The sequence below is a fragment of the Stenotrophomonas sp. 89682_Sma genome (assembly GCF_056481405.1).
Map to the genome: position 1 here is coordinate 1,912,735 of NZ_CM151147.1, position 23,578 is coordinate 1,936,312.

Annotated in this window: 24 protein-coding genes; 11 read left to right on the forward strand and 13 right to left on the reverse strand. The window is 61.8% G+C overall.

What is annotated here, in order from left to right; genetic code table 11:
- Positions 1–222: 222 nt before the first annotated feature.
- The 4 genes from ACZK29_RS08960 to ACZK29_RS08975 all read left to right on the forward strand — a co-directional run bounded on the left by ACZK29_RS08960 (position 223) and on the right by ACZK29_RS08975 (position 5,270).
- Complete coding sequence (locus ACZK29_RS08960; protein ID WP_478446931.1) at positions 223–1,938, forward strand: hypothetical protein; 1,716 nt, start codon at positions 223–225, stop codon at positions 1,936–1,938.
- A 386-nt stretch (positions 1,939–2,324) separates the two neighbouring features.
- The gene (locus ACZK29_RS08965; protein WP_168708225.1) at positions 2,325–2,633 is read left to right on the forward strand and encodes a helix-turn-helix domain-containing protein; all 309 of its coding nucleotides are present in this window, start codon (positions 2,325–2,327) and stop codon (positions 2,631–2,633) included.
- On the forward strand, positions 2,630–3,916 hold the full coding sequence (locus tag ACZK29_RS08970; RefSeq protein WP_478446932.1) for a type II toxin-antitoxin system HipA family toxin: 1,287 nt from the start codon (positions 2,630–2,632) through the stop codon (positions 3,914–3,916). The genes ACZK29_RS08965 and ACZK29_RS08970 overlap by 4 nt, the downstream gene beginning before the upstream one ends.
- Before the next feature lie 376 nt (positions 3,917–4,292).
- Complete coding sequence (locus tag ACZK29_RS08975; protein WP_478446933.1) at positions 4,293–5,270, forward strand: hypothetical protein; 978 nt, start codon at positions 4,293–4,295, stop codon at positions 5,268–5,270.
- A gap of 66 nt (positions 5,271–5,336) precedes the next feature.
- Here the strand turns inward: ACZK29_RS08975 and ACZK29_RS08980 are convergent, their stop codons facing one another.
- The 4 genes from ACZK29_RS08980 to ACZK29_RS08995 all read right to left on the reverse strand — a co-directional run bounded on the left by ACZK29_RS08980 (position 5,337) and on the right by ACZK29_RS08995 (position 9,416).
- Positions 5,337–6,701 (reverse strand): reverse transcriptase domain-containing protein, encoded by a 1,365-nt coding sequence (locus tag ACZK29_RS08980; protein ID WP_478453102.1) that lies wholly within the window; start codon positions 6,699–6,701, stop codon positions 5,337–5,339.
- The gene (locus tag ACZK29_RS08985) at positions 6,698–7,240 is read right to left on the reverse strand and encodes an SLATT domain-containing protein (protein WP_478446936.1); all 543 of its coding nucleotides are present in this window, start codon (positions 7,238–7,240) and stop codon (positions 6,698–6,700) included. The genes ACZK29_RS08980 and ACZK29_RS08985 overlap by 4 nt, the downstream gene beginning before the upstream one ends.
- A gap of 347 nt (positions 7,241–7,587) precedes the next feature.
- Positions 7,588–7,944, reverse strand: coding sequence for a hypothetical protein (locus ACZK29_RS08990; protein WP_478446937.1), 357 nt, complete (start codon positions 7,942–7,944; stop codon positions 7,588–7,590).
- Between the two features lie 554 nt (positions 7,945–8,498).
- On the reverse strand, positions 8,499–9,416 hold the full coding sequence (locus ACZK29_RS08995) for a LysR family transcriptional regulator (RefSeq protein ID WP_478446938.1): 918 nt from the start codon (positions 9,414–9,416) through the stop codon (positions 8,499–8,501).
- Positions 9,417–9,511: 95 nt separating this feature from the next.
- Between ACZK29_RS08995 and ACZK29_RS09000 the strand changes: the two genes are divergently transcribed.
- The 3 genes from ACZK29_RS09000 (at position 9,512) to ACZK29_RS09010 (ending at position 11,746) form a co-directional block, all read left to right on the forward strand.
- Complete coding sequence (locus ACZK29_RS09000; protein WP_478446939.1) at positions 9,512–10,351, forward strand: type 1 glutamine amidotransferase domain-containing protein; 840 nt, start codon at positions 9,512–9,514, stop codon at positions 10,349–10,351.
- 98 nt (positions 10,352–10,449) lie between these two features.
- Positions 10,450–11,187 (forward strand): hypothetical protein, encoded by a 738-nt coding sequence (locus tag ACZK29_RS09005; RefSeq protein ID WP_478447076.1) that lies wholly within the window; start codon positions 10,450–10,452, stop codon positions 11,185–11,187.
- 79 nt (positions 11,188–11,266) lie between these two features.
- Positions 11,267–11,746, forward strand: coding sequence for a hypothetical protein (locus ACZK29_RS09010; RefSeq protein ID WP_478446940.1), 480 nt, complete (start codon positions 11,267–11,269; stop codon positions 11,744–11,746).
- A gap of 126 nt (positions 11,747–11,872) precedes the next feature.
- Here ACZK29_RS09010 and ACZK29_RS09015 read toward each other — a convergent pair whose 3' ends face one another.
- On the reverse strand, positions 11,873–13,249 hold the full coding sequence (locus ACZK29_RS09015) for a M1 aminopeptidase family protein (RefSeq protein WP_478446941.1): 1,377 nt from the start codon (positions 13,247–13,249) through the stop codon (positions 11,873–11,875).
- A gap of 166 nt (positions 13,250–13,415) precedes the next feature.
- On the opposite strand from ACZK29_RS09015, the gene ACZK29_RS09020 reads away from it, so the two are divergent.
- Both ACZK29_RS09020 and ACZK29_RS09025 read left to right on the forward strand, forming a co-directional pair.
- Positions 13,416–13,895 carry a tetratricopeptide repeat protein gene (locus tag ACZK29_RS09020; RefSeq protein ID WP_478446942.1) on the forward strand — a complete coding sequence of 160 codons (480 nt, stop codon included), beginning with the start codon at positions 13,416–13,418 and terminating at the stop codon, positions 13,893–13,895.
- A gap of 61 nt (positions 13,896–13,956) precedes the next feature.
- Complete coding sequence (locus ACZK29_RS09025; RefSeq protein ID WP_478446943.1) at positions 13,957–14,739, forward strand: 3-hydroxybutyrate dehydrogenase; 783 nt, start codon at positions 13,957–13,959, stop codon at positions 14,737–14,739.
- On the opposite strand, the gene ACZK29_RS09030 is transcribed toward ACZK29_RS09025, so the two are convergent.
- The 4 genes from ACZK29_RS09030 to ACZK29_RS09045 all read right to left on the reverse strand — a co-directional run bounded on the left by ACZK29_RS09030 (position 14,736) and on the right by ACZK29_RS09045 (position 18,079).
- The gene (locus ACZK29_RS09030) at positions 14,736–15,500 is read right to left on the reverse strand and encodes a COG4705 family protein (RefSeq protein WP_478446944.1); all 765 of its coding nucleotides are present in this window, start codon (positions 15,498–15,500) and stop codon (positions 14,736–14,738) included. The two genes, ACZK29_RS09025 and ACZK29_RS09030, sit on opposite strands and share 4 nt — an antisense overlap.
- Positions 15,501–15,597: 97 nt before the next feature.
- A complete protein-coding gene (locus ACZK29_RS09035) occupies positions 15,598–16,185 on the reverse strand; it encodes a DsbA family protein (protein WP_478446945.1) in 588 nt (195 codons plus the stop codon).
- Positions 16,182–17,060 carry a CmcJ/NvfI family oxidoreductase gene (locus tag ACZK29_RS09040; RefSeq protein ID WP_478446946.1) on the reverse strand — a complete coding sequence of 293 codons (879 nt, stop codon included), beginning with the start codon at positions 17,058–17,060 and terminating at the stop codon, positions 16,182–16,184. The genes ACZK29_RS09035 and ACZK29_RS09040 overlap by 4 nt, the downstream gene beginning before the upstream one ends.
- A 107-nt stretch (positions 17,061–17,167) precedes the next feature.
- A complete protein-coding gene (locus tag ACZK29_RS09045; RefSeq protein ID WP_478446947.1) occupies positions 17,168–18,079 on the reverse strand; it encodes a LysR substrate-binding domain-containing protein in 912 nt (303 codons plus the stop codon).
- A 253-nt stretch (positions 18,080–18,332) separates the two neighbouring features.
- Between ACZK29_RS09045 and ACZK29_RS09050 the strand changes: the two genes are divergently transcribed.
- Positions 18,333–18,932: a hypothetical protein gene (locus ACZK29_RS09050; protein ID WP_313299086.1), complete on the forward strand. Its 600-nt coding sequence runs from the start codon at positions 18,333–18,335 to the stop codon at positions 18,930–18,932.
- Positions 18,933–18,962: 30 nt separating this feature from the next.
- Here the strand turns inward: ACZK29_RS09050 and ACZK29_RS09055 are convergent, their stop codons facing one another.
- The 3 genes from ACZK29_RS09055 to ACZK29_RS09065 are packed head-to-tail and all read right to left on the reverse strand — an operon-like array spanning position 18,963 to position 20,205.
- Positions 18,963–19,421, reverse strand: a complete 459-nt coding sequence (locus ACZK29_RS09055; protein ID WP_478446948.1) for an SRPBCC family protein — start codon at positions 19,419–19,421, stop codon at positions 18,963–18,965.
- Positions 19,422–19,423: 2 nt separating this feature from the next.
- Positions 19,424–19,738: an ArsR/SmtB family transcription factor gene (locus ACZK29_RS09060; RefSeq protein WP_005416268.1), complete on the reverse strand. Its 315-nt coding sequence runs from the start codon at positions 19,736–19,738 to the stop codon at positions 19,424–19,426.
- A gap of 11 nt (positions 19,739–19,749) precedes the next feature.
- A complete protein-coding gene (locus tag ACZK29_RS09065; RefSeq protein WP_478447077.1) occupies positions 19,750–20,205 on the reverse strand; it encodes an SRPBCC family protein in 456 nt (151 codons plus the stop codon).
- Between the two features lie 206 nt (positions 20,206–20,411).
- Here ACZK29_RS09065 and ACZK29_RS09070 point away from each other — a divergent pair, with 206 nt between their 5' ends.
- Positions 20,412–22,181 (forward strand): oleate hydratase, encoded by a 1,770-nt coding sequence (locus tag ACZK29_RS09070; protein WP_478446949.1) that lies wholly within the window; start codon positions 20,412–20,414, stop codon positions 22,179–22,181.
- 118 nt (positions 22,182–22,299) lie between these two features.
- On the opposite strand, the gene ACZK29_RS09075 is transcribed toward ACZK29_RS09070, so the two are convergent.
- Positions 22,300–23,544: a hypothetical protein gene (locus tag ACZK29_RS09075; protein WP_478446950.1), complete on the reverse strand. Its 1,245-nt coding sequence runs from the start codon at positions 23,542–23,544 to the stop codon at positions 22,300–22,302.
- Positions 23,545–23,578: the final 34 nt, after the last annotated feature.

Genomic DNA, 23,578 nt, shown 5'->3' on the forward strand with positions numbered 1-23,578 from the left:
GGGGGGGGGGGGGCTACTTCGTAGAGCAGTTCAAGAACGGTTCGCTATGGCAGCCGAAACGCAAATGGTGGAGATCGAAAGCATCAATCGGCTGGTGATGAACCGCGTGGCCTATGAGTTCCATCATGGACCGGCAATCGCCTAGTCTCGATTGGAGAGTAAAGGGCGCGATTACCTATTGGGCCTTCGAGCAAGTTGGCCGGGCACTTGGAGACCAATGACGTGAGACGATTTGACCAGAAGGAATTTCGTGCCATCGCCTGGGCGGCCGAGCCGGACAAAGCCGCCTGGTTGCTGGATGCCGAGGGCGCCATTGAGTTCCTGAAGAGTAACGCGACTTGCGAGGAGCTGGTGATCTACGCCAGCGCGGGCGCGGTGCTGATCCATGGGGTCCTGGCCCCGACGGCGCAGGTTACTCCGGCAGATCAGACCGACCTGCTCGGTGCGCACGTGATGTCAGACGACAGTTGGTGCATCCAGAAGTCATGGGGTGGAGGGCAGGGGCACAGGATCTATCTCGAACCGCCACTGACGCATCCGGGATGCAAGTCGCTGGTCGGAGGCGAGAAGCTGATCTTCCGCCGCTCGTTCACAGGTGTGGATACCGGCCCAGCACCTATCGAACTGAGCCAGAAGCTGGTGCACAGCCTAGAACTATACTGGGTGCCCGAGCGTAGCGCTTACTCGCGCCTCGATAGTAAGGGAGATATTGAAGACGTAATCAGGGTGATCTGGCTCAAAGCCCCGGAATCGGAAACCGGCGCGGTTGTTGTGACGATGCTGATCAAGGAACTGGCGACCTACATGGCGTTGTCGGACCTGTCGCTGGTCATCAAGTTCGATTTCACTCGATTCGATCCCGATAACTTCTCTGGATGGGCGCAGGATCGCCAATCGAGCCGCAAGCTGGGCCCCGATCTGTTTTACAGCGCCGGCCGCTCGACAAATGCGAGCTATGCCAACGGTTGCATGATCCTGAGAGCGGCCGTCACTGTGGATGAATTGATTCAGCAGTGGAAAGAGGAAGAGGACCCGACAACGAAGCAGTATGCGACGTTCAAGATCCAGGACTGGAAGAATCAGCGCAGTGTCGAGACCTCCTGCGCGCCAGAGTTCTTGTCCAACTACTTCACTCAGTCCGATAAGCCCTATGAAATCTCGCCCGTCTTCTTCCGACCCGATGTACTGGCTCGTTTCAAGAACGATCCGGAGAAGTACGACTTGACCGACCGCACCATCAGCTGTCGCAACGCCTGGTACCTCAAAACGTACGACATCAACGAAGCAGGCCAAGTGCACACCTATATCGGCTATCTGGCTGACTTGCCTTACGAAGAGCAGTTGTACTGGCGGTCCTTCAACGAGTGGCCCAAGGCGCCAATTTCGAAGCGGGCGTTGGAGAACGATTTCCAAGGCCAGTTCAGTAGTGAATACGACCCGCTGCAGATGCTCAAGTACAAGATCCGGCAACTCGACGAGGCGCCGCCGCCGTGGTGGAAGCCACGCGGAAGCGAGCTTTCGGATGCGGCTCGGTATCCCGCGACCGACTCGGTATCGGAGTGGGGCGATGAGATCCTCGCGCTAGACCAGCTTCTGGTGGAGGGCTTCCTGCAAAGGCCGCTGCAGAAGCTTGCTGCCGAAGCTGGACGCATGATCGACAAACAGTGGCAATCCCTGCGGCTGTTGCAGGACTATCTGGAAGCCCAAGGCTGTAACGCAGAGGAGGCGAAGGTGGTGATGGAGCCTCTTGCCCGGCTGCACAAGCTGCGTAGCGTTCTGAAGGGCCATGGGGCGCCATCCGAGCGCACGGCCGCGTCCAAGCAGGCGCGTACTGAACATGGCACGTTGCGTGCGCACTTCACAGCGCTGGCAGGGGAATGCGACACAGCCTTCATAAGGATCCTCACCATCTTCGGTGTCGCTATCAAGCTCGATTGACTACCAAGCCGCTGGATCGGTACGGCGTCTGCCTTTGGCCGAAGTCAGGCAATAACGTCCCGGTCAACGGACCGGCCAGCCGCTCGCGAATTAGTGTCTGCAAAGGATCAGGATCTTGGGTGTGCACACGGTCTGCGCAGTTGAAGGCCGGATCGGCTAGTTCTAGGTTCACATCACCATGAAGTTCCGGGTCGTGGTGCGCCTTGCTATTGAAGCCCCGCCATTGAGAGCGACAGGCGGGGTGCCTTAGGTGTCCAATGGCATACGTTAAGTTCACTTTTAAGGTATGCGTTGACATACTTTAAAGTGAGCGCTATCATTGTGCAATGAAAAATCTAGACGACCTCCTAGGGGGGGGCAGGGGCAACGAGCCGACGTTCAGCACCATGTCGGACGTCTCGGAGCAGATTGGAGAGCGCCTTCGACGCCAGCGCGTGGCTTTCGAGTGGCGTCAGTCGGATGTCGCGAAGCGAGCAGGCGTGTCCGTGCAAACCGTAAAGGCGATGGAGAAGGGTGACCCTATCTCGGGTGAGAGCCTTTTCCGCTTGCTGCTTGCGTTTGGGCATGGCCCGGACCTCCTCAGGGTGCTTGAATCCCCCCACTTTCCAAACCTCAACGCTCACAAACGCTACGTGGAAAATGCCAGTTCGGCCGCTTCGCTTCAGAAGCGGGTCAGGAGCAAGGTGGGGGCATGATTCTCGAAACCGCCTGGCTGGAGTCTCCGGTCCATCGATTGGAGGTTTGGACCCATCACCTGCCGCTGCCGGTACTGGTGGGTCACCTGAACTACGAGGTGCGTGCTGGACGGAGCTTTTTTGAGTGGAGCCATCAGGCAATTCAGCTGGGTATCAATCTGTCTCCGCTCAAGCTGCCGACCGGTGCCGGCGTCTGGTCTAGCGAGCAACAGCCCAACCTTCCATTGGATTACGAGGGGTTGCCAGGCCTGTTGAACGACGCCCTTCCAGATGGCTGGGGGCGCTATCTAATGGACAAGGCCATGGCCCGGCGGCGGATTGACCCGCAGTACATCTCGCCAGCTGCTCGATTGGCTTTCATTGCCGATCGGGCCTGGGGCGCCTTGAGCTTCCGCCCGGCCATGGAGGAGGAGGTCGAAGGGGAGGTGTCCCTGGTGGCTTTGAGTGAGGAGGTGGAGGCTGCAATCGAAGGGATGCTGGACGACGTCTCCAACGAGTTGCTGACCGCCGGCAGTTCTCCCCAAGGCGCTCGACCGAAGCTCATGCTCGATCTGGATGCCGGCATGAAGCAAGCTCGCACGAGCTCCCGAACCCCTTCGCCTGGCTACGCCTCTTGGCTGATCAAGTTTGCGGCGCGTGATGAGCCGCTTGATGCGCCGATACTGGAACAGGCCTACATGGAATGCGCTAGGGAGGCGGGAATCGCGGTGATGGATAGCAGTTTGCTGGACATCAATGGTCAGATCGCGTTTGCCACGCGACGCTTCGACCGCGCGGGGCCGCATCCCACCTTCTGCCACACCCTTGGAGGGTTGATGCACTTCTCGCACAGACAGATCGGCCTGGACTACGTCAACATCGCGCAGGTCATGACGCGTCTAGGCATGTCCGGAGCGGCATTCAAGCAGGCCTACAGCCGGGCGGTCTTTAATGCCGTCATGAGTGTTCGCGATGATCATGCGAAGAACTTTGCCTTCATCCTTGATGGAGGGCAGCAGTGGGGGATATCGCCGGCCTATGACTTGACCTACATGCAGGGGCCGGGCGGCTATCACACCCTGACATTTGCGGGTGGGGACGCAAGGGATCCCACCAGGAGCGATCTTCTGCGCTTGGCCGACTCCTATGGGATCGAAGCACCCGATGCGTCCAGGATCATCGATGGGATGCTTCCCCGGGCGGCCCGTTTCGGCGTCCTGGCAAAGCAGTTCGGCGCACGGTCAACGGTAGTCAATCCCGTGGTCAAGCGCCTGGGCGAAATTGGCAAGGGTCTGAAGCGATGATGGCGGAGGGGGAGTTCTCAGACCCTGTCTCTGCGCACTATCATGAGAGGTGATCGACAGTCTCAAGGTGCCGCCTCGGCGCCATGAGGTGAGCTGCCGCAGAAGATGTATGCTCTCGACGGTAAAATGTGCGGTACTCACTCATGTCAATCACCGAAAATTCCTTTAACTACACAGACTTGCGCGATCTGTTGATGATCGAGTGGGAGTGAGTTGAGAGAATGAGGGCGCCGAGAGGCGCCCTTGTTGTTTACATGGCTTCGTGGATACATTTCGAAAATGTTCTAAAGTGGAAAGAACTTGGGCGATCCAGAACTTCGGGCAAATTCTGGCGGGGATTGCGGATCGAACACGGGCTAGGAGAAAGGGGTTTAGGATGCAGCATCCCCGCGAATTATCATTGGCGATCGCAAATTCCCGAGGAGGCGTTCAGAAAAAGGCTCGATTGATGATCTTCCGTGCGGAAGGAGGGGCATATCCGTTCGGTACTTTTTTCTGTGAGGACGGCTTCTTTCATGCGGATGAAGATATCGCATTTTCTGTCGTAAAGTGCGGCGGATGGAGGTCGGTTGCCGACGAATTGCCATTTTCGGAATTTGCATGGGCATCTCCCGCGCAAGTTCGAATATTGGGGTCATTACTATTCTGTCAGGTGATTGACGAAGCTTGGGTGCGGCTGTACCCAGTAATTGGTCGGCATTTGGTTTTGGAGCCGGACGAACTCGATCTGGCGGACGTTAATGTCGTCCAGTTGATCAGATCTCGTATTTTGAATTCTTCGGATTTCCTATTGAATCCGAACGGAACTGCAGGTACTCCCGCATCCATTGGTTGTGCGAGATATGATCTGCTGAGCTCGGAATCCGTAGCGATGAGTAGATTTCCAAGCTCATATCGTAGTATCGATCCGGGAAATCTCGTCCTTATGCGCGGCATTCAGGCGCTGGTGAAGTCTGACATGCTTGGGTGCCATCAGGAGTTTGGCGAGGAGTCCGTCCTCTCCATTTATATCGCGATGGATGCTTCGTTCTCCCTGATCCAGAGGGAGCTAATCAAGGCAGGGAACCCAAATCCCTCCGCGAACGACGCCGCCAGATGGTTGCACAGAGTCTTTGACGAACCCTATGGCTTTGATGCACCTGGTGATTTTGAGAAATATCTTGGTGAGTTCTATGAGAACAGGATATCTGCAATACATCCGGCCAGTCGCTTTGGGGACTGCCCATTCCCTCCGGCGATTTGGGGTGATGCGATTCATCTAAGATCTATTCTTCGTCAGGTTTTTTCCTATCTTGTGCATGGAGCGCATTTTGACGACTTTGATTCTGCGGTTTCAAGGTTTCATCGCGCGTGATTTAGTGTCTAGGGACTGAAGGGGCAATTGATAATTAATTATCAATTACATGAAATTTTAGAAATTCTAGTACGCGTGCACGATGTCGGACTCCAAGTCTCTCACTGCCTTTGTAATTTTTAAAGTGAGGAGTCGGTCTACTTTCTCGTCTGACATTGCGGCTACGCGCTCTCCAAGCCACATTGATAGGCGCTCGCGCTTCTGTGCGGCGCTAAGATTGTCGAAGTTTGGGATGTAGCTCCCAGCCTCCAAGCTCTTTCCACTGAGCTCGTAGTATGTCTTGATAAGGGACTTGGGTTTGAATTTATCCTTTAGCCCAAAGCGATTCATTAGCTTGGAGATTGTCCAGTTTACGGCGCGTAACTGTGATGTTTCTGTGATCTGTGAAAAATAGCAAACCCATCCGAGTCTTTTGTTGTTGAAGGTGCATCCCGTGATTCTTAGATTTATTTTCCACTTGCAGTATGCGAGGGCTCTGGATCTCTCGGCATCGCTCCGGGCTGCTGAGGCCTTGTGCTTGTAGGCTGTAAGAATTTTCGCAATTGAAGATTCAAATCTCAGTATGCTCTCGCGTCGAATTCGAATTCTATTGCTGCTGATGAGGTAGCCTAAAAAGCTGAACTCTTGGTTTAGTTTATCTATCTTTTTTTTTGAGTCTCCTCCTGGCTCATGGGCCTTGAGACCCATTTTCTTAAGCCTAGTGATGATCTCACTGGCGGTCGGTGCTGCCTGATCACTTGACGTCAGAATGAGTATGTCGTCGACGTATCTGCAATACCAGATTCCCTCAATCGAATTGAAGTGTTTATCTACTTCAATCATTGATATCTCGGCCAGTAGATTGGAAACTGCGAGGCCTTGGGGCACACCTATTGCGGTAGACTTTAGGCCCTTCGATGTTTTTGATTCTGGCACTGTCGGTGTCGTGATGGCACTTCGGATTAGAGATCGAATTTCGATTTTCCTGATTCTCTTCCAGGTGCTTCCAAGAACTAGCTTGTGCGGAATGGATGGATAAAATCCTTGAAGATCTATCTTCGCGAACTCGGAAAATTCGCCGGATGATAGTTTCTCCTTGAGTGTCTCGATCGCGATGTGGGGCAATTTAAGCTTGGCTTCGGGATAGACGTCGCCCAAGCATTCGCAAAGTGCGCGCAATGTTATACGGTCTCGGACAGTTGGAATTGAAATTTGTCGCGGCTTTGAGTTGTAGCCTTTTGATATGAGCTTCTCTTTATAGGCCGTAAACTTGTACTTGCCTTGGATGATCTTTGAATTAATTAACGAAATTTCATCCCCGAGTCTTTCTCCTAGGGTCGAAGGCTTTACTCGGTCGATTCCGATGGCTGAAGACTTTGATATGCGCTCCGCGTATATCTCGATCAAGTGATCCTTCGAGAACCTGGCTCTGAAACTCTCAGGGGCCTTCATTGGTAAGTATCCATTGCGCAGTACGCTGCAATTAAAGGGGTGGCATAGAGGGTTATTATCAATATGTACCTAAGTATTATTGATGCGATGCCTCTTGCGCACTCAATTTTGGTGGGAATTCTGCTTGTCAGACCAGTGGATAACACTCGCGCCAAGATGTCATCCATTGATGTATGATTCTCGCTGTCCCTGAGCAGTCCGGCGTACAAATCTTGCTCTGCGAGAGTTGGACCGGTTGGCTGGATGTCGTTGTAAAGTTTCTGCAAATGCAAGTAGTTCCCTCGCATCAGCATGGCACGGCCTCTGAAATCCCTGTTCGTTACAGATAGTGAGATTGCTAGTAGGCCAATTGAAAGTATGGCGCCCAATATGTCGGTGTTATCGCCAAGTATAGTTGGATATCTGATGCTCAGAATGGCTAGGATCGAGCTCAGAATTGCGTACCAGACCAAAAGGAGTTGCGAATGGAAATCCATTCGCTCCAGTCGTTCGTGAGCTTTTATTCGAGCCTTGTAGGTGAACCAGATCTTGTCCCTCACGACCCTCTCCAAGAAAAAGAAAAAGAGGGGGCAGGGAGTCTTGGTTACCGTTGAACATCCCAAAGGATCAGTAGGCCGGAGCCCAACAGCCGAAGCTGTTACTTATTAGTGCCGCCCTCGCCTAGGCGAGAGGAAATGCCTGCCCCCGAGGCCGATCTTACGGTTAAACCTTCTGAATAGGAAGATGGGTGCCCAAGCCAAAGTGGGGCGGGCATATGGTGCGATCACTCGGCCTAAGCTGCCATAGTCGGGGGCATCTAGGACGCTTGCCTACTCCTACAGCTATTGCAAATGAAGTGAACCTAATATCGTCGGTAATAGTGGCATGGGGCAGATGAGCGCCACACCTACTCCGGCCTAATCTCCCGACAACCCCACTCAACCAACCCCCGACAAGCTAGAAACAGCCCATCCACAACCCCCTCATCCAAATGCCGCTCCGGGTCCGCTGCCACCCGGCAGCGGTCCGCCGCGTGCAGTAGCTCCAGCACCGTCAGCGCCCCCACCATCGCGCGCTCGCTCCTGGCCAGGCTCACGCGGCGGCCCGGTGACACATCGGTTTCTGGCCAGGGGTGCCCATCAGCCCCCTCGCAGCCGCGCATGCGCTTGAGGATGCCGAGCAGGGAGTTCAGGTCGGGCTGGGGAGTGTCGTCGTTGATGGGTTCAACAAAGGTGTACGAAGAGAAGGTATCGGATTCGTTCATGGCGTCGGCTTCCGTGGCTGTGCTTAACAGCGCCACCGCGTTGCGGGGTGGCGGGCGATGCGTGGCTGCAAACCGGGACGAAGTAGTGCCATGACCGGTGGGCCCGAAGGCCCCCACGCACCGCCCGCCAGATAGGCCGACGGATTGCCCGCCAGCACCGGTTAAGGACGGTGCCGACGGGCAAGCGTAAACAACAGGCACAGCAATCGTCGCGGGTTTGCAGACCCGGAGCCACCCGTTGTCGGTGGCACGTCATGTTGGTTACGCAGTCGCTTCGAATGCCAATAGAAATTCGCGAAGGAATCGCGGAATCCGAGAGCGAAGGACTATTGTTGCACGCACCATTCGTGCAGCACGCGACGCCATAAGATGCATTCGTGCAGATGCTCTGCTGATGGCGAATCAAAGTGCCGCAATCGCCCATGCCACAAGCGAATAGCGCGACAGCTTGCTTTGCAACAGTTCTTAGTCCGCCTCGCCAAGCAACGGCGCACGATCAGCTACACACCCCGAAAATCGGTTCAAACCCGACACCGCCAGCGCGCCTTGCGGCTTCAATCGGCGCCATTCTCAGCCGCATTCCCCACCAACAACTCAATCATCGCCCGCGCCGCTGCCGACTGCCGCCGATGCGGCGCATAGATCACCGAGAACGGCCTTGATCGCCCACGCAGCTGCGGCAGCACTTCCACCAACTGCCCGCGCTGCAATCGCTCTTGCACGATGAATTCATAGCTCTGGCATATGCCGATGCCCTGTTCGGCCAGCGACACCACGCCCAGCACATCGTCGGAAGTCTCGATGGACGAACGCGGCAGCCAGTCCACGTCGCGCCCGTCGTCGCGGAAGATCCATGGCGCCAACCGCCCGGTGCGCGGCATCACGAAGGGCAGGCACAGGTGCTGCTGCAGGTCGTCTAGCGTCTGCGGCGTGCCGCGGCGCTGCAGATAGTCCGGCGCGGCCACCAGCAGCAGCGGGGCGTCTTCCAGCTTTCGCGCGACCAGCCCGCTGTCTGGCAGCTGGCCCAAGCGGATGGCCAGGTCGAAGCCTTCGGCCACCAGGTCCACGTTGCGGTTGGTGATGTTCAGTTCCACCTGCACCTGCGGGTACTGCTGCGCAAAGCGCGCCAGCACGGGCGGCAGCCGGTAGTGGCCATAGGTGGTGGGCACGCTCAGGCGCACGCGGCCGGCCAGCGCACCGTCCTGGGCCAGTACGTCGCGCTCGGCGTCGTCCAGCAGGCCGAAGGCGGTGCGCACCTGTTCCAGATAGAGCCGCCCGGCGTCGGTCAGGCCCACGCGGCGGGTGGTCCGCTGCAGCAGCTGCCGGCCCAGCCGCGCTTCCAGGCGGGTGACCGCGCGGCTCAGCACCGAGGGCGTGGTGGACAACGCCACGGCGCCGGCCGTGAACGAACCGTGCTCGACCACCGCCAGGAACACCTCCACATCGCCCAGGTAGTCGAACTTGCGGCTCATTTGGCTCTCCCGGGAACAGATGTTTTGCGGTGGGGCCAATTTATCGCCGCTGGGGCGATGAATAAAGTGGCCGCCATTCCCGATAGGAGCTCCCCATGAACCTGATGACCCGGCTGGCCGCAGCGCTGGCCCTGACCCTGGCCGCCAGCGGCGCGCAGGCCGCCAACGTGCTGGTGGTGCTGTCCGACGAAAACCACCTTGACCTGAAGGATGGCAAGGTGCTGTCCACCGGCTTCTATCTCAACGAGTTGATGCAGCCGGTCAAGCTGTTGCTGGACGCGGGGCACGAGGTGACCTTCGCCACGCCGCAGGGGCGTGCGCCGACGGTGGACGCGTCCTCGGTGACGCCGGCGTATTTCGGCAACGATGCCGCGCAGATGACGCTGCACAAGAATCTGCTGGAGAAACTGGCGCTGACCTCGCCGACGGCGTCGCCGGTGGTCAGTCTGGCGCGCGTCGAGCAGCAGGGCTACGCGCGCTTCGATGCGGTCTACATTCCCGGCGGCCACGCGCCGATGCAGGATCTGCTGAAGAGCCCGGCGCTGGGCCGCTTGCTGGCCGACTTCCACCAGCGCAACAAGACCACCGCGCTGGTCTGCCACGGGCCGATCGCGCTGCTGTCCACGCTGCCGGATGCCGGTGGTTTCGTGGCGAAGCTGGAGGCGGGCGCGATGCCGGCTACGCCGAAGTGGATCTACAGCGGCTACCAGATGACGGTGATCAGCAACCAGGAAGAGGAGCAGGCCAAGCCAATGCTGGGCGGCGGTGAGATGAAGTTCTACCCGCAGACCGCGCTGCAGCGGGCGGGTGCGAAGTTCAGCAGCAACACCACGCCCTGGACCGGGCATGTGGTGGTGGACCGCGAGCTGATTACCGGCCAGAACCCGGCTTCGGCGATGGAGGTGGGGCAGCGGTTGGTGGAACGGTTGAAGTAAGGCGGGTTCTGCATCGCGTGCGGTGCCGTGGCACCATGGCGGACTGGTCTCGTCCTTATCGACGAGGCCGGTTTTCCAGGGAAGCCCTTCACTACGACATGCGAACGTCCATCTTCTTCATTCTCTCCGCACTGTGCCTTGGCCTGCTGTCTGGTTGCGCCAGTGGTCCGGACTACCACCATTCCAATCGCGAGATCACCGGCGCGTTCGTGGCCGACGACGGCAAGCTGTACCTGTTGCCGGTCTATGACGAGCCGATGCGCTTCGACGCCGCGCCGTTCCGTGATTACCGCGCTCTGATGGACAGCCCGCTGCGTGAGGCCGTGGTCTGCGCGCAGCTTTACTTCCGTGAGGACTGGCGCGTGCCGGCCGACAGGACCAAGGTGCATGGCAGCTATGCGCTGTTGCTGCGGCCGGAGCTGGTGACACCGGAACAGGCGGCGCAGTTCAAGCTGGAGCGGTTGGAGATCAGCCCGCGGGTGGCCAAGGCCATCGATGCATTGACGCGCCAGCCGTACATCCTTGAAGCCCGGAGCCGTTACGAGCTGGCGGCCAACCCGGACTGCAATCTTTCCAGGCAGGGCGGCAGCTATTACAGCGCGCTGTTCGAGAGTGACGGCGAGCGGGTGAAATTGCCGGACGCCGCTGCGCTGGCCGCGAAGGCGAAGCTGGCGCAGCCGATCACCGCGCGGGCGGAGCGGATTCGGCCGGACGATACGGACAAGCCGGGTGTGGCTACGGCGGCCGGGAAGGTGCTGGGCGCGGCGTTGGTGCCGGTGGCGGTTCCGGTGTTTGTGTTGAGCCTGCCGTTTTTGGGGCCGGATCATTGGAAGTGAAAGGGCGTTGAGGGAGAGTCATCCACGCACGGCGTGGATCTACTTGGGCATCGCCTGAACGTTCATCCTGGAGATCTGTGTGCCAAGCACGCTGGAAACTGTTTTGAAGACCGTAGGTTTCATTGTCCTTGCGGCACTTCCGTTGGTGATCCTCTGGTTTACCCTTCGGCGTATGTCGGCAACTGCTCGCTCGTCCGTGAAATCGGGGCTGCGTTTGGATCCTCCTCGCCGGATCTCCGGTACATCCATGACCTTGGTGATGGTGGATGGCAAAGAGAATCGCGAGCACTATTTCTTTGATACAGAATCCTTCTACCTGCGGCGGGGCCCGGTACCCACGGCGGTTCCTCTTTCGCAGATCACCTCAGTCACACGAACGTCCGACAGGATCTACGGGCGCTATGTCTGGCAGGTGTGCTTCAGCAGAGCATCGGGTAGAAAGTGCGTGACGTTTACCAGCAACCTGACCCTGTTCAATCGCGATTTCCTGCTCTTCCTGGAGGCGGTGCGGAAGGCCAATCCGCTCGCGACCGTTGATCAGGCGGGTCTGCTCTTCTGATTGCGCGGGACATCAGCGGCGTTGATTGGCAAATGGAGGGGCTAGGGGGGCGGGTTGCCTTGGACACGGTGCTGGATGAATCAGATGTGCGGGCGATGAGGGAGTGAATCCACGCGTGGCGTGGATCTACCGGCACCTCGGTTTGCCACCTGCCACGCAGCTTGCCCGCCAATGCTCCCAGGTCTTGCCATCGATGCCGGTCTTCAGCGCAATGCGCTGCAGTTCCGCCCAGTTCCTCGGCGAAGGTGCGGCCAGCAGCCCGCGCATGAAGGTCTGCATCTTCGCCTCACCCACCTGCTTTTCCAGCGAGAGCAGCAGCAACGGGCCATAGACGTAGCGATACATCTCACCCAGGTCCGAGCTGCCGTCGATGGCATCGAATGCCGGCAGCGGCGTACTCTGCTTGTCGACGGCGGCCTGCAACCCGGCAACGTAGCGGTCGGCCGCAGCATCACCACTGATCTCCCGCAGCGCCTTGATCGACAGGAACTCGGCGCTGGATTCCAGCAGCACCCAGAAGTACGGCCCCTGCGGACGGTTGAGCGTGCCGAAGTAGTAATGCCCCATTTCGTGCGCGATGTACTGCACGCGGCGGTCGGCGTTCTCGCCACTGGCCAGCAGCGAATCGGCCACGCTGCCGATGCTGCCGCTCATGGCGATGGTCGGCCAGGTGGCAAAGCCCCATTCGCTGCCTTCGCGGTCGCGCTCGATCTGGTTGAGGGTGACCATGCGCAGGAAGGTGGGGCGGTCGGCCAGTGGTACGCCCATGTAACGGCTGTGCACGTCGGCTACTTTCTGTACCGTGCTGGACAATGCATCGACCTTGGCCGCAGGCAGGGCCTCATTGAGGATGGTGACCTGCGCGGTGCGGGTGATCGGGCCGCTGCCGCCGAACAGCAGGATCGGCCGCGCGTTGTCGCTGCGGAACCGCCCCTGCGCGCCTTCGATGGCCGGGCTGCCGTTGAGATATAGGAAGCGGCAGCCGGCACAATCCACCTGCAGGGCGTAGCGGCTTTGGCTGCTGCGCACGCGTGCCTTGGGGTCGAACGCCTGCGGCAGCCATGCGGACTGTTCGGTGAAACGGGCGCTGTCGCCGCTGAAGGCCATCATGCCTTTGAAGTCGTCCATGGCATCGTGCTCCGGGTACAGCGGAAACGCGCCGACGTACTTTATGCAGAGCTTGGCGGCAGGTTCGGCCAGAGTGTAGACGCGCGCCTCACCATCCACGCCCGGGTCGTACCAGCCATCGAACCCTAGTGGCGTGCCCTCGCCATCGGTGACCCGCGCCACGTTCAGGCCGGCGTTGAGCACGAAGTGGGCTTGCGCGTTGGCGGGGGAATTGGATACGCACACATCGCCATCTACGCGGCCGGTCGCGATATCCACCCGCACGCTGCCGGTGGTGAGCGGCGTGGCTGGTTGTGCCATCGGTGCGGCCATGCTGGTGGCGGGGGCGAGCAGCGCGATCAGGGCGGTGGGCAGCAGGGCGGTGCAGGGGTTCATCGGGCCATCCTTGGGTGGACGGCGTTGACTATAGAGCCAACATCGATGGACGCGGAGAGTCTTCTGGTCACCCGGTCTTGTGGGGATGGCGGAATGCCCTGGCATGGTGCAGGCATAATGCCAGCGGGGCGAACGGATGCCCACGAACAGGAAGGACACCTGCGCCATGACGAACATGCCAACCCAGCTCACGACTGACTTCGATGCGGTGCTCGACCGTGGTGACATTGCCGAGGCGCGGCGGCTGTTGGCTCCGCAGCTTGCAAGCGGCTGTGCCGAAGCGTTGTTCCTCTCTTCTTCGATGCCTGTGGGGGAGGACGACGCACATGCCGAGGCTGACAGCTTTGCGACCCTCAAGCGAGCCGCAGAGAAGGGCTATATCCCGGCAATCCATGCGGTAGGGCTGTGCCTGCTGACCGGTGACCGCGTCGAGCAGGATGTCATGCGGGCGGCCGCGCATTTTGAGCGCGCATCGGAGGCCGGCTATCCGTCGGCCATGTACGAGTTTGGCCTGGCGTTGTTCCATGGCAAGGGAGTCGCCAGCGACGTGCCGCGTGCGGTGTACCTGATCCGCGCTGCGGCGCAGGGCGGGAATGAGTACGCCAGGGAGTTCCTGTTGGCGTATTCATTGGACGTGGACGCGTAGGAAGTGGGTGCGGCGGCCGGTGACGCTACACTGGTGGCCCATGCCCGATGGAAGCTCGCCCATGTTCTCTGGAAAGGTTGCGGTGGTTACCGGTTCCACCAGCGGTATTGGTCTTGGTATCGCCACGGCGCTGGCGCGGCAAGGTGCCGATATCGTGCTGAACGGCTTCGGCGATGCGGCGGAGATCGAGCGCATTGGTTCGCGGTTGGAAGCTGAGTTCGGTGTGCGAGTGGCGCATGACGGCGCCGACCTGTCGCGCGGCGAGGCGGTGCGCGGACTGATCGACCACGCCGTTGCGAAGATGGGCCGCATCGACATCCTGGTGAACAACGCGGGCATCCAGCACACCGCATCGATCGAGGAATTCCCGGTCGAAAAATGGGATGCGATCCTGGCGCTGAACCTGTCGGCGGTGTTCCATGCAACGGCGGCGGCCTTGCCGCACATGAAGCAGCAGGGCGCCGGCCGCATCATCAACATCGCGTCGGTGCACGGGCTGGTCGGCTCGGTGAACAAGTCGGCCTATGTGGCGGCCAAGCATGGCGTGGTGGGGTTCACCAAGGTGACCGCGCTGGAGAATGCGGGCACCGGCATCACCGCCAATGCCATCTGCCCGGGCTGGGTGCGAACCGCGCTGGTCGAGCAACAGATCACCGCGTTGGCGCAGAAGGAAGGCACGGATCAGGAATCCGCTGCACGTGCGCTGCTTGCCGAGAAGCAGCCTTCGTTGCAGTTCGTGACGCCCGAGCAGCTGGGCGAGATGGTGGTGTTCCTGGCCTCGGACGCGGCAGCGCAGATCACCGGTACGGCGCTGCCGGTGGATGGGGGCTGGACGGCCCGTTAGTGTGCCGGTTGCGTGCGCCGCTGCAACATCGGTAGCGCCACCAGCGTTACCAGAATGGTGAACAGCACCAGCGACGAACCCACGGTGCCGAAGCCCAGGCCGCCCTTTTCCAGCGGCTTGGTGAGCAGATCGCCGAAGGTGGCGCCGAACGGGTGGGTGAGCACGAAGGCGATCCAGAACAGGATGACCCGGTTGATGCCCTTGAGGCGGCTGGCCAGTGCGGTGAGCGCGATGAGGCTGCCGATCAGCAGCGCGCCGCCGGTGAAGCCGAGCCCAGAATCGTCGGCGAGGAAATCACCCAGCGCTGTGCCGAGCGTGTTGGAGAACAGCACGGCGGTCCAGTAGAAGCCTTCGGCGCGGCGCGATGCGATGTTGCTGACCGAGATCGACTTCTCCGACATGCGCCAGGCCAGCAGCACCAGCGCCAGGCAGCCGGCCAGCAGGCTGGCGCCGGTGGCGTAGCCCAGGCCGAGCGTGCGGTCGAGCAGGTCGGAGATGGTGGTGCCGGCGGTGCTGGTGGCCAGCACCACCGACCAGAACAGTACCGGGTGGAAGCGCCGTGCCGACAGCTGCATGCCCAGCAGGGCGGCGAAGATCGCCAGCAGGATGGCCGAGCTGGCCACGTAGCCCAGGTTGAGTGTCATCGACAGCAGGTCGCCCGCGGTCTCGCCGAGGGTGGTGGCGGCGATCTTCATCACCCAGAAGCCGAGGGTGACCGCCGCCACTTTGCTGTGCAGGGAATCTGCGTCTGAAGCAGGCATCGAACGTCGCCTGGGGAGCCTGCGGGTGATGCTGTGGCGGCGGGCGTCGGAGCGCGGTCGGAACCGGGTTCGGTGAGGGTGAGTGTGGGGCTGGTGTTCAGCCGTCGGCCAGTGCATCCACCAGTCGATCATCGCCCCAGAACATTGCTTCGCAAACGAAGAATGTCGGCGCGCCGAAGATGCCGCGGGCCATGGCCTGTTCGGTCTGCGCGCGCAGGGCCTGCTTGTTCTGCTCCGAGAGTGCCGCGGCGATGATGGCCGGAGCATCCAGGCCGAGGCCGCTCAGTACCTCGTTGATGAGCTGCGGATCGGCGATGTTGCGGTCCTCGGCGAAGTTCAGTGTCATCACCTGGCGGCAGAAGGCACCGATCCATGCTTGCCCGGCACCGTACAGTGCAACCCGCGCGGCCAGCAGCGAAAGGCGTGGAAATACGCTGGGCTTCTGCCAGGGCAGATCATGTTTGCGGCACTGCCGGGGCATGTCCTGCCAGACGTAGTTGCCCTTGGCCTTCTGCAGCACGAAGGGCGAATTGTTCCAGCCCTGCGCTTGGAAGATCGGGCCGAGCAGGAACGGTCGCCAGTGCACTTCACGTCCGGCCTGGCGTGCAGCATCCTCGATGCGCATCACGCTGAGGTAGCTGTAGTTGCTGGCGAAGTCGAACCAGATTTCGATGGGGGCCTTCATTCGAACACCACCAGGCAGCGCAGTTCGATGCTCTCGCGCAGCGGTGTATCGGCTGGAATCCTTGGCAGGTCGAACGCGGTATGCAGCACGAAGCGGGCGACACCCTCCGGTTGCGAGTCGTACTGCTTGAAGACCAGCGCCTCGTGCGGGGCCATCAGCGAGAAGTACGACCAGCGGTGTTGCGGTGCATGCACGGCGTGGTAGATCTCGCCCACACGGCGCGGGTAGCGCACGTCACTGTCGACCAGGTCCTGTGCGGCCACCGAGCGGGCGTCGCACACGGCCAATGGCGTGTCACGTACCGGGCCGTTGATGGCGCGCCAGATGTTGACGATGGCGAAACGCTTTACCTGGGTGGCGGCGTCTTCACCCAGCACGCGTGCCAGGCGCGCGCGGCCGGACGCCTCGGTGTAGTCGTTGTGGATGCGTCCGTTGACGGCGGCGCGGCCATCGCTGCCTTGGCGCCCGAAGGACACCGCATCGCGGCTGGGTTCGCGCCGGCGCAGCAGATGGTCAAACACGTGCGCCCAGCGTGCGCCGGTGACCGTCAGTGCCAGCGCGGCGGACTCGGCGTAGTACAGGCTGCGGATCTGCGCGTCATCCTGGAAGTCCTGCACGGCGGTGGGGGCATCCCACAGCTCGAAGCCCTCGCGATGGATGGAGGTTTGGCCCTGCGCGAGCCGCGCATCGTTGATCGGCATCCAGGTGGGCGTGTACGCGTGGCTTTCCCATGGCGTGCCCTCCGGCGGAGGACAGGCATAGCTGAAAGGCCGGCTGCCGTTCGCCTGCAGATAGTTCAATGGGGCCGCAACAGACAGCGCGGGCGCGGGCGCGGTGACGCGGCGGGGGGAGGGCAACAATGCAGCGGCGTTCATGCGGGGGCTCCGTGGGGGAACGACCTGCATTGGGCGCCCGCGCGACGGCGGGCTCAAACGCTATTTCGGTCGCTTCACATGCGTTGGGTGCATGCGAAGCGTAGTTGTCAGGGGCCGGCGCTGGCCGACTCCTGCTGCAGCCAGGCCGCCACCTGCTGCACCTCTCCGCGCGGGTGCGACTCGGCCTGGATCAGCCAGTATGCGTGCGAGGTTTCGTGTGGGGGCGTCGCAACCTGGGCCTGCATCAGCCGGCCTTCGTCCAGCAAAGGCTGGATCAGCGGCAGGCGCCCCAGTGCAATGCCCTGGCCAGCCAGTGCGGCCTGGATCACCTGGTCGTACTGATTGAAGCGCAGGATCGCCTTCGGTTTGGCCCCGGCCCACCCCTGGGCGTCCAGCCAATCCGCCCACTGCAGCCACGGGTGGGGTGGGTCGTCGAATTCGAGCAGGGTGAACCCGGCCACTGCCTTTGCCGAGCGCAGCGGCGGTGTCTCTGCCGTGGCGCGCATCACCGGTGCGATCGATTCCCCGAACATGCGCAGGGCGCCTTCGGGTACGGCCTGCGCAGGGGCATAGCGAATGGCCAGGTCGATGCCATCGCGGCGCAGGTCAGCCACGCGGTTGTCGGCGGAGACGCGCAGGTCGATGTTCGGGTGCAGGGCCTGCAGACGGCTCAGGCGAGGCAGCAGCCACAGGCCGGTGACACCGATGCTGGCGCTGAGGGTGACCGGGCGCGCGCGGCCGCGCGGGCTGACTTCGCCCAGCACATCCTGCAGTTGCTGCACCGAACTGTCGGCGCTGCGGAACAGGCGCTCGCCTTCGGCGGTGAAGCTGAGCGAGCGATGCCCGCGCAGCAGCAGCTTCACGCCCAGCAGTTCCTCCAGCGCATGGATCTGCCGGCTCACTGCCGACTGGGTAAGGCACAGGTCCTGCGCGGCGAGGGTGATGCTCATGCGGCGGCCGACGGCAACGAAGCCGCGGACCAGATCGAGCGAGGGCAGGCGGACCAGTGGCAGTGACATGACCAATGGGTATGCAACGAAGGGCCGCTACACCCTAGCATGGGGGCGCAGGCGGGTCAGTCCACGGCGCGCGCGGGCAGGGCAGTTGTGGGCGCTGGCGCAGAGTGGCGGATAGCGGGTAGGGTGGACGCCGGCAGGGCGCCGCGGCGCAGGAAGGAAGGGAATGGAAGACAGGCCGGAACCGGGTGTTTCATTGCATGCATGGATGGCGGTGGCCCCTTGGCGCCGCTGGCTGGTGGCGGGCGTGCTGCTGATGACCGGGTTCAGCGTGTTCTTCGCCGGCTGGTTCGGTCTGGCAATGCTGCTGGGTGACAACGAGGATGGCGCTGCGACGGCGCTGAATGCCAGCTTCGTGGTGTTGCTGTCGCTGGTACTGCTGCCGGCGCTGCACTACGGCTTCCTGCGTGGGTTCCGGCGCAGCGCGCAGGAGCGCGATCGGGTGGCCTTCCGCTTCGGAGCGGAGGATGCACCGCCGGCACCGGCCATCAAGTGTCCATGGTCCTGGCGGCTGCGGCATGCGGTGCTGTACGTGCTCGGTATTGCGGCGTTGTTGCTGGTCTTCCTGCCGCAGGATAACCAAGCGGCTTTCAGTGCCTTCATTGGCCATTACAGTGCGGGCCGCGCGTCTGCGGGCAGCTTGACCATGCTGGTATTCGCGTGGCTGCCACTGCTGGCGCTGATCGGGTTGTGCATGCTGCTGCTTCGCCGCCAGTTCCGGCTCCGGGATGCTGGGCTGCTGGATGCGGCGGGTAAGCGGCTGCTTTCAGCGGAGACCCATTGGCTGTTCTCGTTTGCGGCCGCGTTTGCCGCGACCGCGTTTCTGTGCCGATTGATTGGCAGCGTGGCGCTGTAGGCGCGCGGGTGGCCACGCGCCAGTACCGCGTTAGTTCGGCTTGGCAAACACATCCAGCCCCTTGCCCGTCTCCAGCAGCGACTTCAGGCTGGACAGCACGATCGGCCAGCCCTGGCGGATGCCGGTATCCATGCCGCTGCCGGGTTCAAGCTCGTCGTGGGTAACGGTCAGCCGCACCATGTCCTGGTAGGGCACGATCTCGAAGGTCACCCGGCTGTAGGCGTCCGGGTTGTCGGCCTGCGAGGCGGCGGCCCAGGTGATGACCAGCCGCGAGGGCGGGGTGCTCTCCACCACTTCGCCGACCAGCTCGACCGAGCGCGTTTCGTTGGCGCGCACGTGCTGCCAGCGCGAGCCGGGCTTCCAGTCCGAGACGTTCTCATGGCCCCAGTAGCGGCTGGCGATCTCGGGGCGGGTGATGGCCTCGAACACCTTCTGTGGCGTGGAGGCGATATAGATCACGTGGATGAAGCGGGTGGTCTCTGCGGACATCGTCATTCTCCTTCCAGTTCTCGTTTCAGGTCATGCAGCAGGCTCAGGCGCTGCTGCTCGAACTTGCGTACCCAGCGCTCGTAGACTTCATGCAGCGGCACCGGGTTGATGAAGTGCAGCTTCTCGCGGCCTCGGCGCACGGTGCTGATCAGGTTCGCGTCTTCCAGCAGGCCCAGGTGCTGGGTGACCGATTGCCGGGCCATGTCCAGGTGCTCGCAGAGCTGGCCCAGGGTCTGGCCGTTGTCTTCGCAGAGCAGGTCCAGCAGCGTTCTGCGCGTGGGGTCGGCCAGGGCCTTGAACACCTTGTCTGCATTCATGCGGGGCGTCTTCAGTTCCAGTTGTCGATCCTGATGTCGTGTGGGTTGGGCTGGCCCTTGCCGGTTTCCAGCAGGGCTTTGAGGCTCATCAAGAAGACCGCCCACTTGGTGCTGCAGTGGGAGGTGAACTCGACGCGTTCCTTCCAGCCTTCGTGGGTGAACAGCACGATGCAGTAGTCGCCTTCCTGTTTCAGCACGAAGCGCGCGTGGGTGCCGATCCATTCGGCGGGACCGGCGAGGAACCGCCAGAGCACGAGCCCGCCTGGAATGAGCTGTTCCAGCTTCATTTCCATGGCGCCGATTTCCTGGCCGTTGTTGGTGAAACGCGCCTTGACCGTGCCGCCAACCTCGCGGTCGCCGTGGGTGTCTTCGGCCCACCATCCGGCGACGCCTTCGGGGGTGGCCAGGGCCTGGTACACCTGGCTTGCGGGGGCCTTGATGCCGACCCTGTGTGCGATATCCACCATTGCAGGTTCCTCGCGATGGGCGGGCGGGTGCCGTCCTTGGGAGGAATATATGCAGGCAAATGCCTGCATGTCAATCATCGGTGTGGAGGGGATCTGCCAGGCATGGTCTGGCACTACTGCGTCACTGGGTCGCAGGCGGGCTGAAGCATGAGGGACACGGGTTCGGCGCTAGAGTGGGGTGGACCCCCTCCAGGAAGGAGCAGTGCATGTACTACAGCAGTGGCAACTACGAAGCCTTCGCGCGCCCGCGCAAGCCGGCCGGTGTGGATGGCAAGCGCGCCTGGTTTGTGGGCTCGGGCCTGGCTTCGCTGGCCGGTGCGGCGTTCCTGGTACGCGACGGGCGCATGGCCGGTGAGCGCATCACCATCCTGGAGCAGCAGCAGATTGCCGGCGGCGCGCTGGATGGCCTGAAGGTGCCGGAAAAGGGTTTCGTGATCCGTGGTGGCCGCGAGATGGAGAACCATTTCGAGTGCCTGTGGGACCTGTTCCGCTCGATCCCCTCGCTGGAGATCGACGACGCCAGCGTGCTGGACGAGTTCTACTGGTTGAACAAGGACGACCCGAACTATTCGTTGCAGCGCGCCACCATCAACCGCGGCGAGGATGCGCACACCGACGGCCTGTTCACGCTGACCGAGCAGGCGCAGAAGGACATCATCGCGCTGTTCCTGGCTACCCGGCAGGAGATGGAGAACAAGCGCATCAACGAAGTGCTCGGCCGTGATTTCCTGGACAGCAACTTCTGGCTGTACTGGCGCACGATGTTCGCGTTCGAGGAATGGCATTCGGCGCTGGAGATGAAGCTGTACCTGCATCGCTTCATCCATCACATTGGCGGCCTGCCGGACTTCTCGGCGCTGAAGTTCACCAAGTACAACCAGTACGAATCGCTGGTGCTGCCGCTGGTGAAGTGGCTGCAGGACCAGGGCGTGGTGTTCCAGTACGGCACCGAGGTGACCGACGTCGACTTCGATCTGCAGCCGGGCCGCAAGCAGGCCACGCGCATCCACTGGGTTCGTGACGGGGTGGCTGGTGGCGTAGATCTGAGCGCGGACGATCTGCTGTTCATGACCATCGGTTCTCTGACCGAGAACTCGGACAACGGCGACCACCACACCGCGGCGCGCTTGAACGAAGGCCCGGCACCGGCCTGGGACCTGTGGCGACGCATTGCCGCGAAGGATGCAGCGTTCGGGCGTCCGGACGTGTTTGGCGCGCATATCCCGGAGACCAAGTGGGAATCGGCGACGGTAACCACGCTGGATGCGCGCATTCCGGCTTACATCCAGAAGATCGCCAAGCGCGATCCCTTCAGCGGCAAGGTGGTGACCGGCGGCATCGTCAGCGTGCGCGACTCGCGCTGGCTGATGAGCTGGACGGTGAACCGCCAGCCACATTTCAAGAACCAGCCCAAGGACCAGATCGTGGTCTGGGTGTATTCGCTGTTCGTGGATACGCCCGGCGATTACGTGAAGAAGCCGATGCAGGACTGTACCGGAGAGGAGATCACCCGCGAGTGGCTGTACCACCTGGGCGTGCCGGTGGAAGAGATCGACGAGCTGGCCGCGACCAGCGCGAAGACGGTGCCGGTGATGATGCCGTACATCACCGCGTTCTTCATGCCGCGCCAGGCCGGTGACCGCCCGGATGTGGTGCCGGAGGGGGCGGTGAACTTCGCCTTCATCGGCCAGTTCGCCGAATCGAAGCAGCGCGACTGCATCTTCACCACCGAGTACTCGGTGCGCACGCCGATGGAAGCGGTGTACACGTTGCTGGATATCGAACGCGGCGTGCCGGAGGTGTTCAATTCCACCTACGACGTGCGCTCGCTGCTGGCCGCGACCGGACGGCTGCGCGATGGCAAGGAACTGGATATTCCCGGGCCGGCGTTCCTGCGCAACCTGCTGATGAACAAGCTGGACAAGACCCAGATCGGTGGCCTGCTGCGCGAGTTCAAGCTGGTGCAGGAGGACTAGGCCTCGCCGGGCGTGGCCCGGCGCTACCGGGAAAGCTGCGTCAGGTAGCGCCGGGCCATGCCCGGCGAGCGTAGCGACGGAGAGATGGCATCAAGACCGAGCCTGCGTGCCCCGCGGATCAGTCGGCCAATACGGTGTCGGCACCTTCGCGGTAGCTCGCGCGGGCGCTGCCACACACCGCATGGGTGGCCGCACTGGCGGGCAGGCCGGTGGCCTTGATGCCGCGCAGCCTGTCGTCCTCGAAGAGCTCGGCGTAGCGTTCGGCGGCCAGCGTGCCGTCGGGCAGTACGTACAGCAGGACGCGCTGCAACGTGGATTGCCCCTGCAGTGGCAGCGGCTGCCGGAACGCAGGCACGTGCACGCGCACGCTGTGCCAATGCGTCGGTGCATCGACGGTCTGCCAGCGCACCTGCAGGGGGGCGTCCAGCGACAACAACGCGCCGCCGAGGGGGTAGCCGTAGGCCGTGCAGTCCCCGGGCGCGTCCGGGATGCTCGCGATGGCCCTGTCACCAATGTCCAGTGCGGTGCCATTGACCTCCAGCCGCACGATCGGTGCACCGCCATAGTTGTTGATTTTGAACAGCACCAGGCCTTCGAAGCGGCTGCGTTCCAGATCGTCGGCAGTGAAGCCGCTGAGGCGTGCGAGTGTTGGCGCGACCTCCACGTGATCGCTGTAGTGGTAGTAGATGTGCACGAGTTCCGGTGTGCCTGCGCGGCGCCATCCGGCATTGAAGGGGGCGGTGTCCGGATACGGCTGGCGCTCCAGGGGCACATCGGTGACAGTGCGATCTCCAGAGGGTGTGGCGTAGCGATAGTGGTCAACGGAGCGCTTCAGGCGCCCGTCCTCATACGGGAACGCTCCGTCTGCATCGGACTGTGCATTGGGATAGCGATGGAAAGCCATGAACTGCCCGGGCGTTTCACCCTGCATGGGCAGGTCTGGGCCAGCGCCGGAGCCGGTGGATGCATACGGCGTGGTGTCCAGCCACAGCGGCTGCCCGCTGAGGTTGACGTGCAGCTCTGCGATGGAGGCACGCGAACCGCCACCAAGGCTGGCCCAACTGCTCTGCAGGGAATGCCACAGCGGAATGATGAGCATGGCGGCGGCGGTCGGCACGAACATCAGCGCGTGTACGCGGCCGGGCACCTGACCGCGCTGCCGCACCATGTAACGCAGCCACGCCAGCAGCAGGACAAGCAGCAAGGGGAGGCCGACCCAGATCGCGACGGTGGCCAGCGCCACGACGCCCCAGCCCAGGTTGGGCGTCGCCACCGCGATGAGCGAGAGCGCGGTGATAAGCGCGGCCAGCAGCAGCGACACGCCGATTCCGACGCGGTAATTCCGGTAGGGGCTGTCAGTCATCACCGTTCCATCGGCAGTGTGGGGCGTGCCCCTA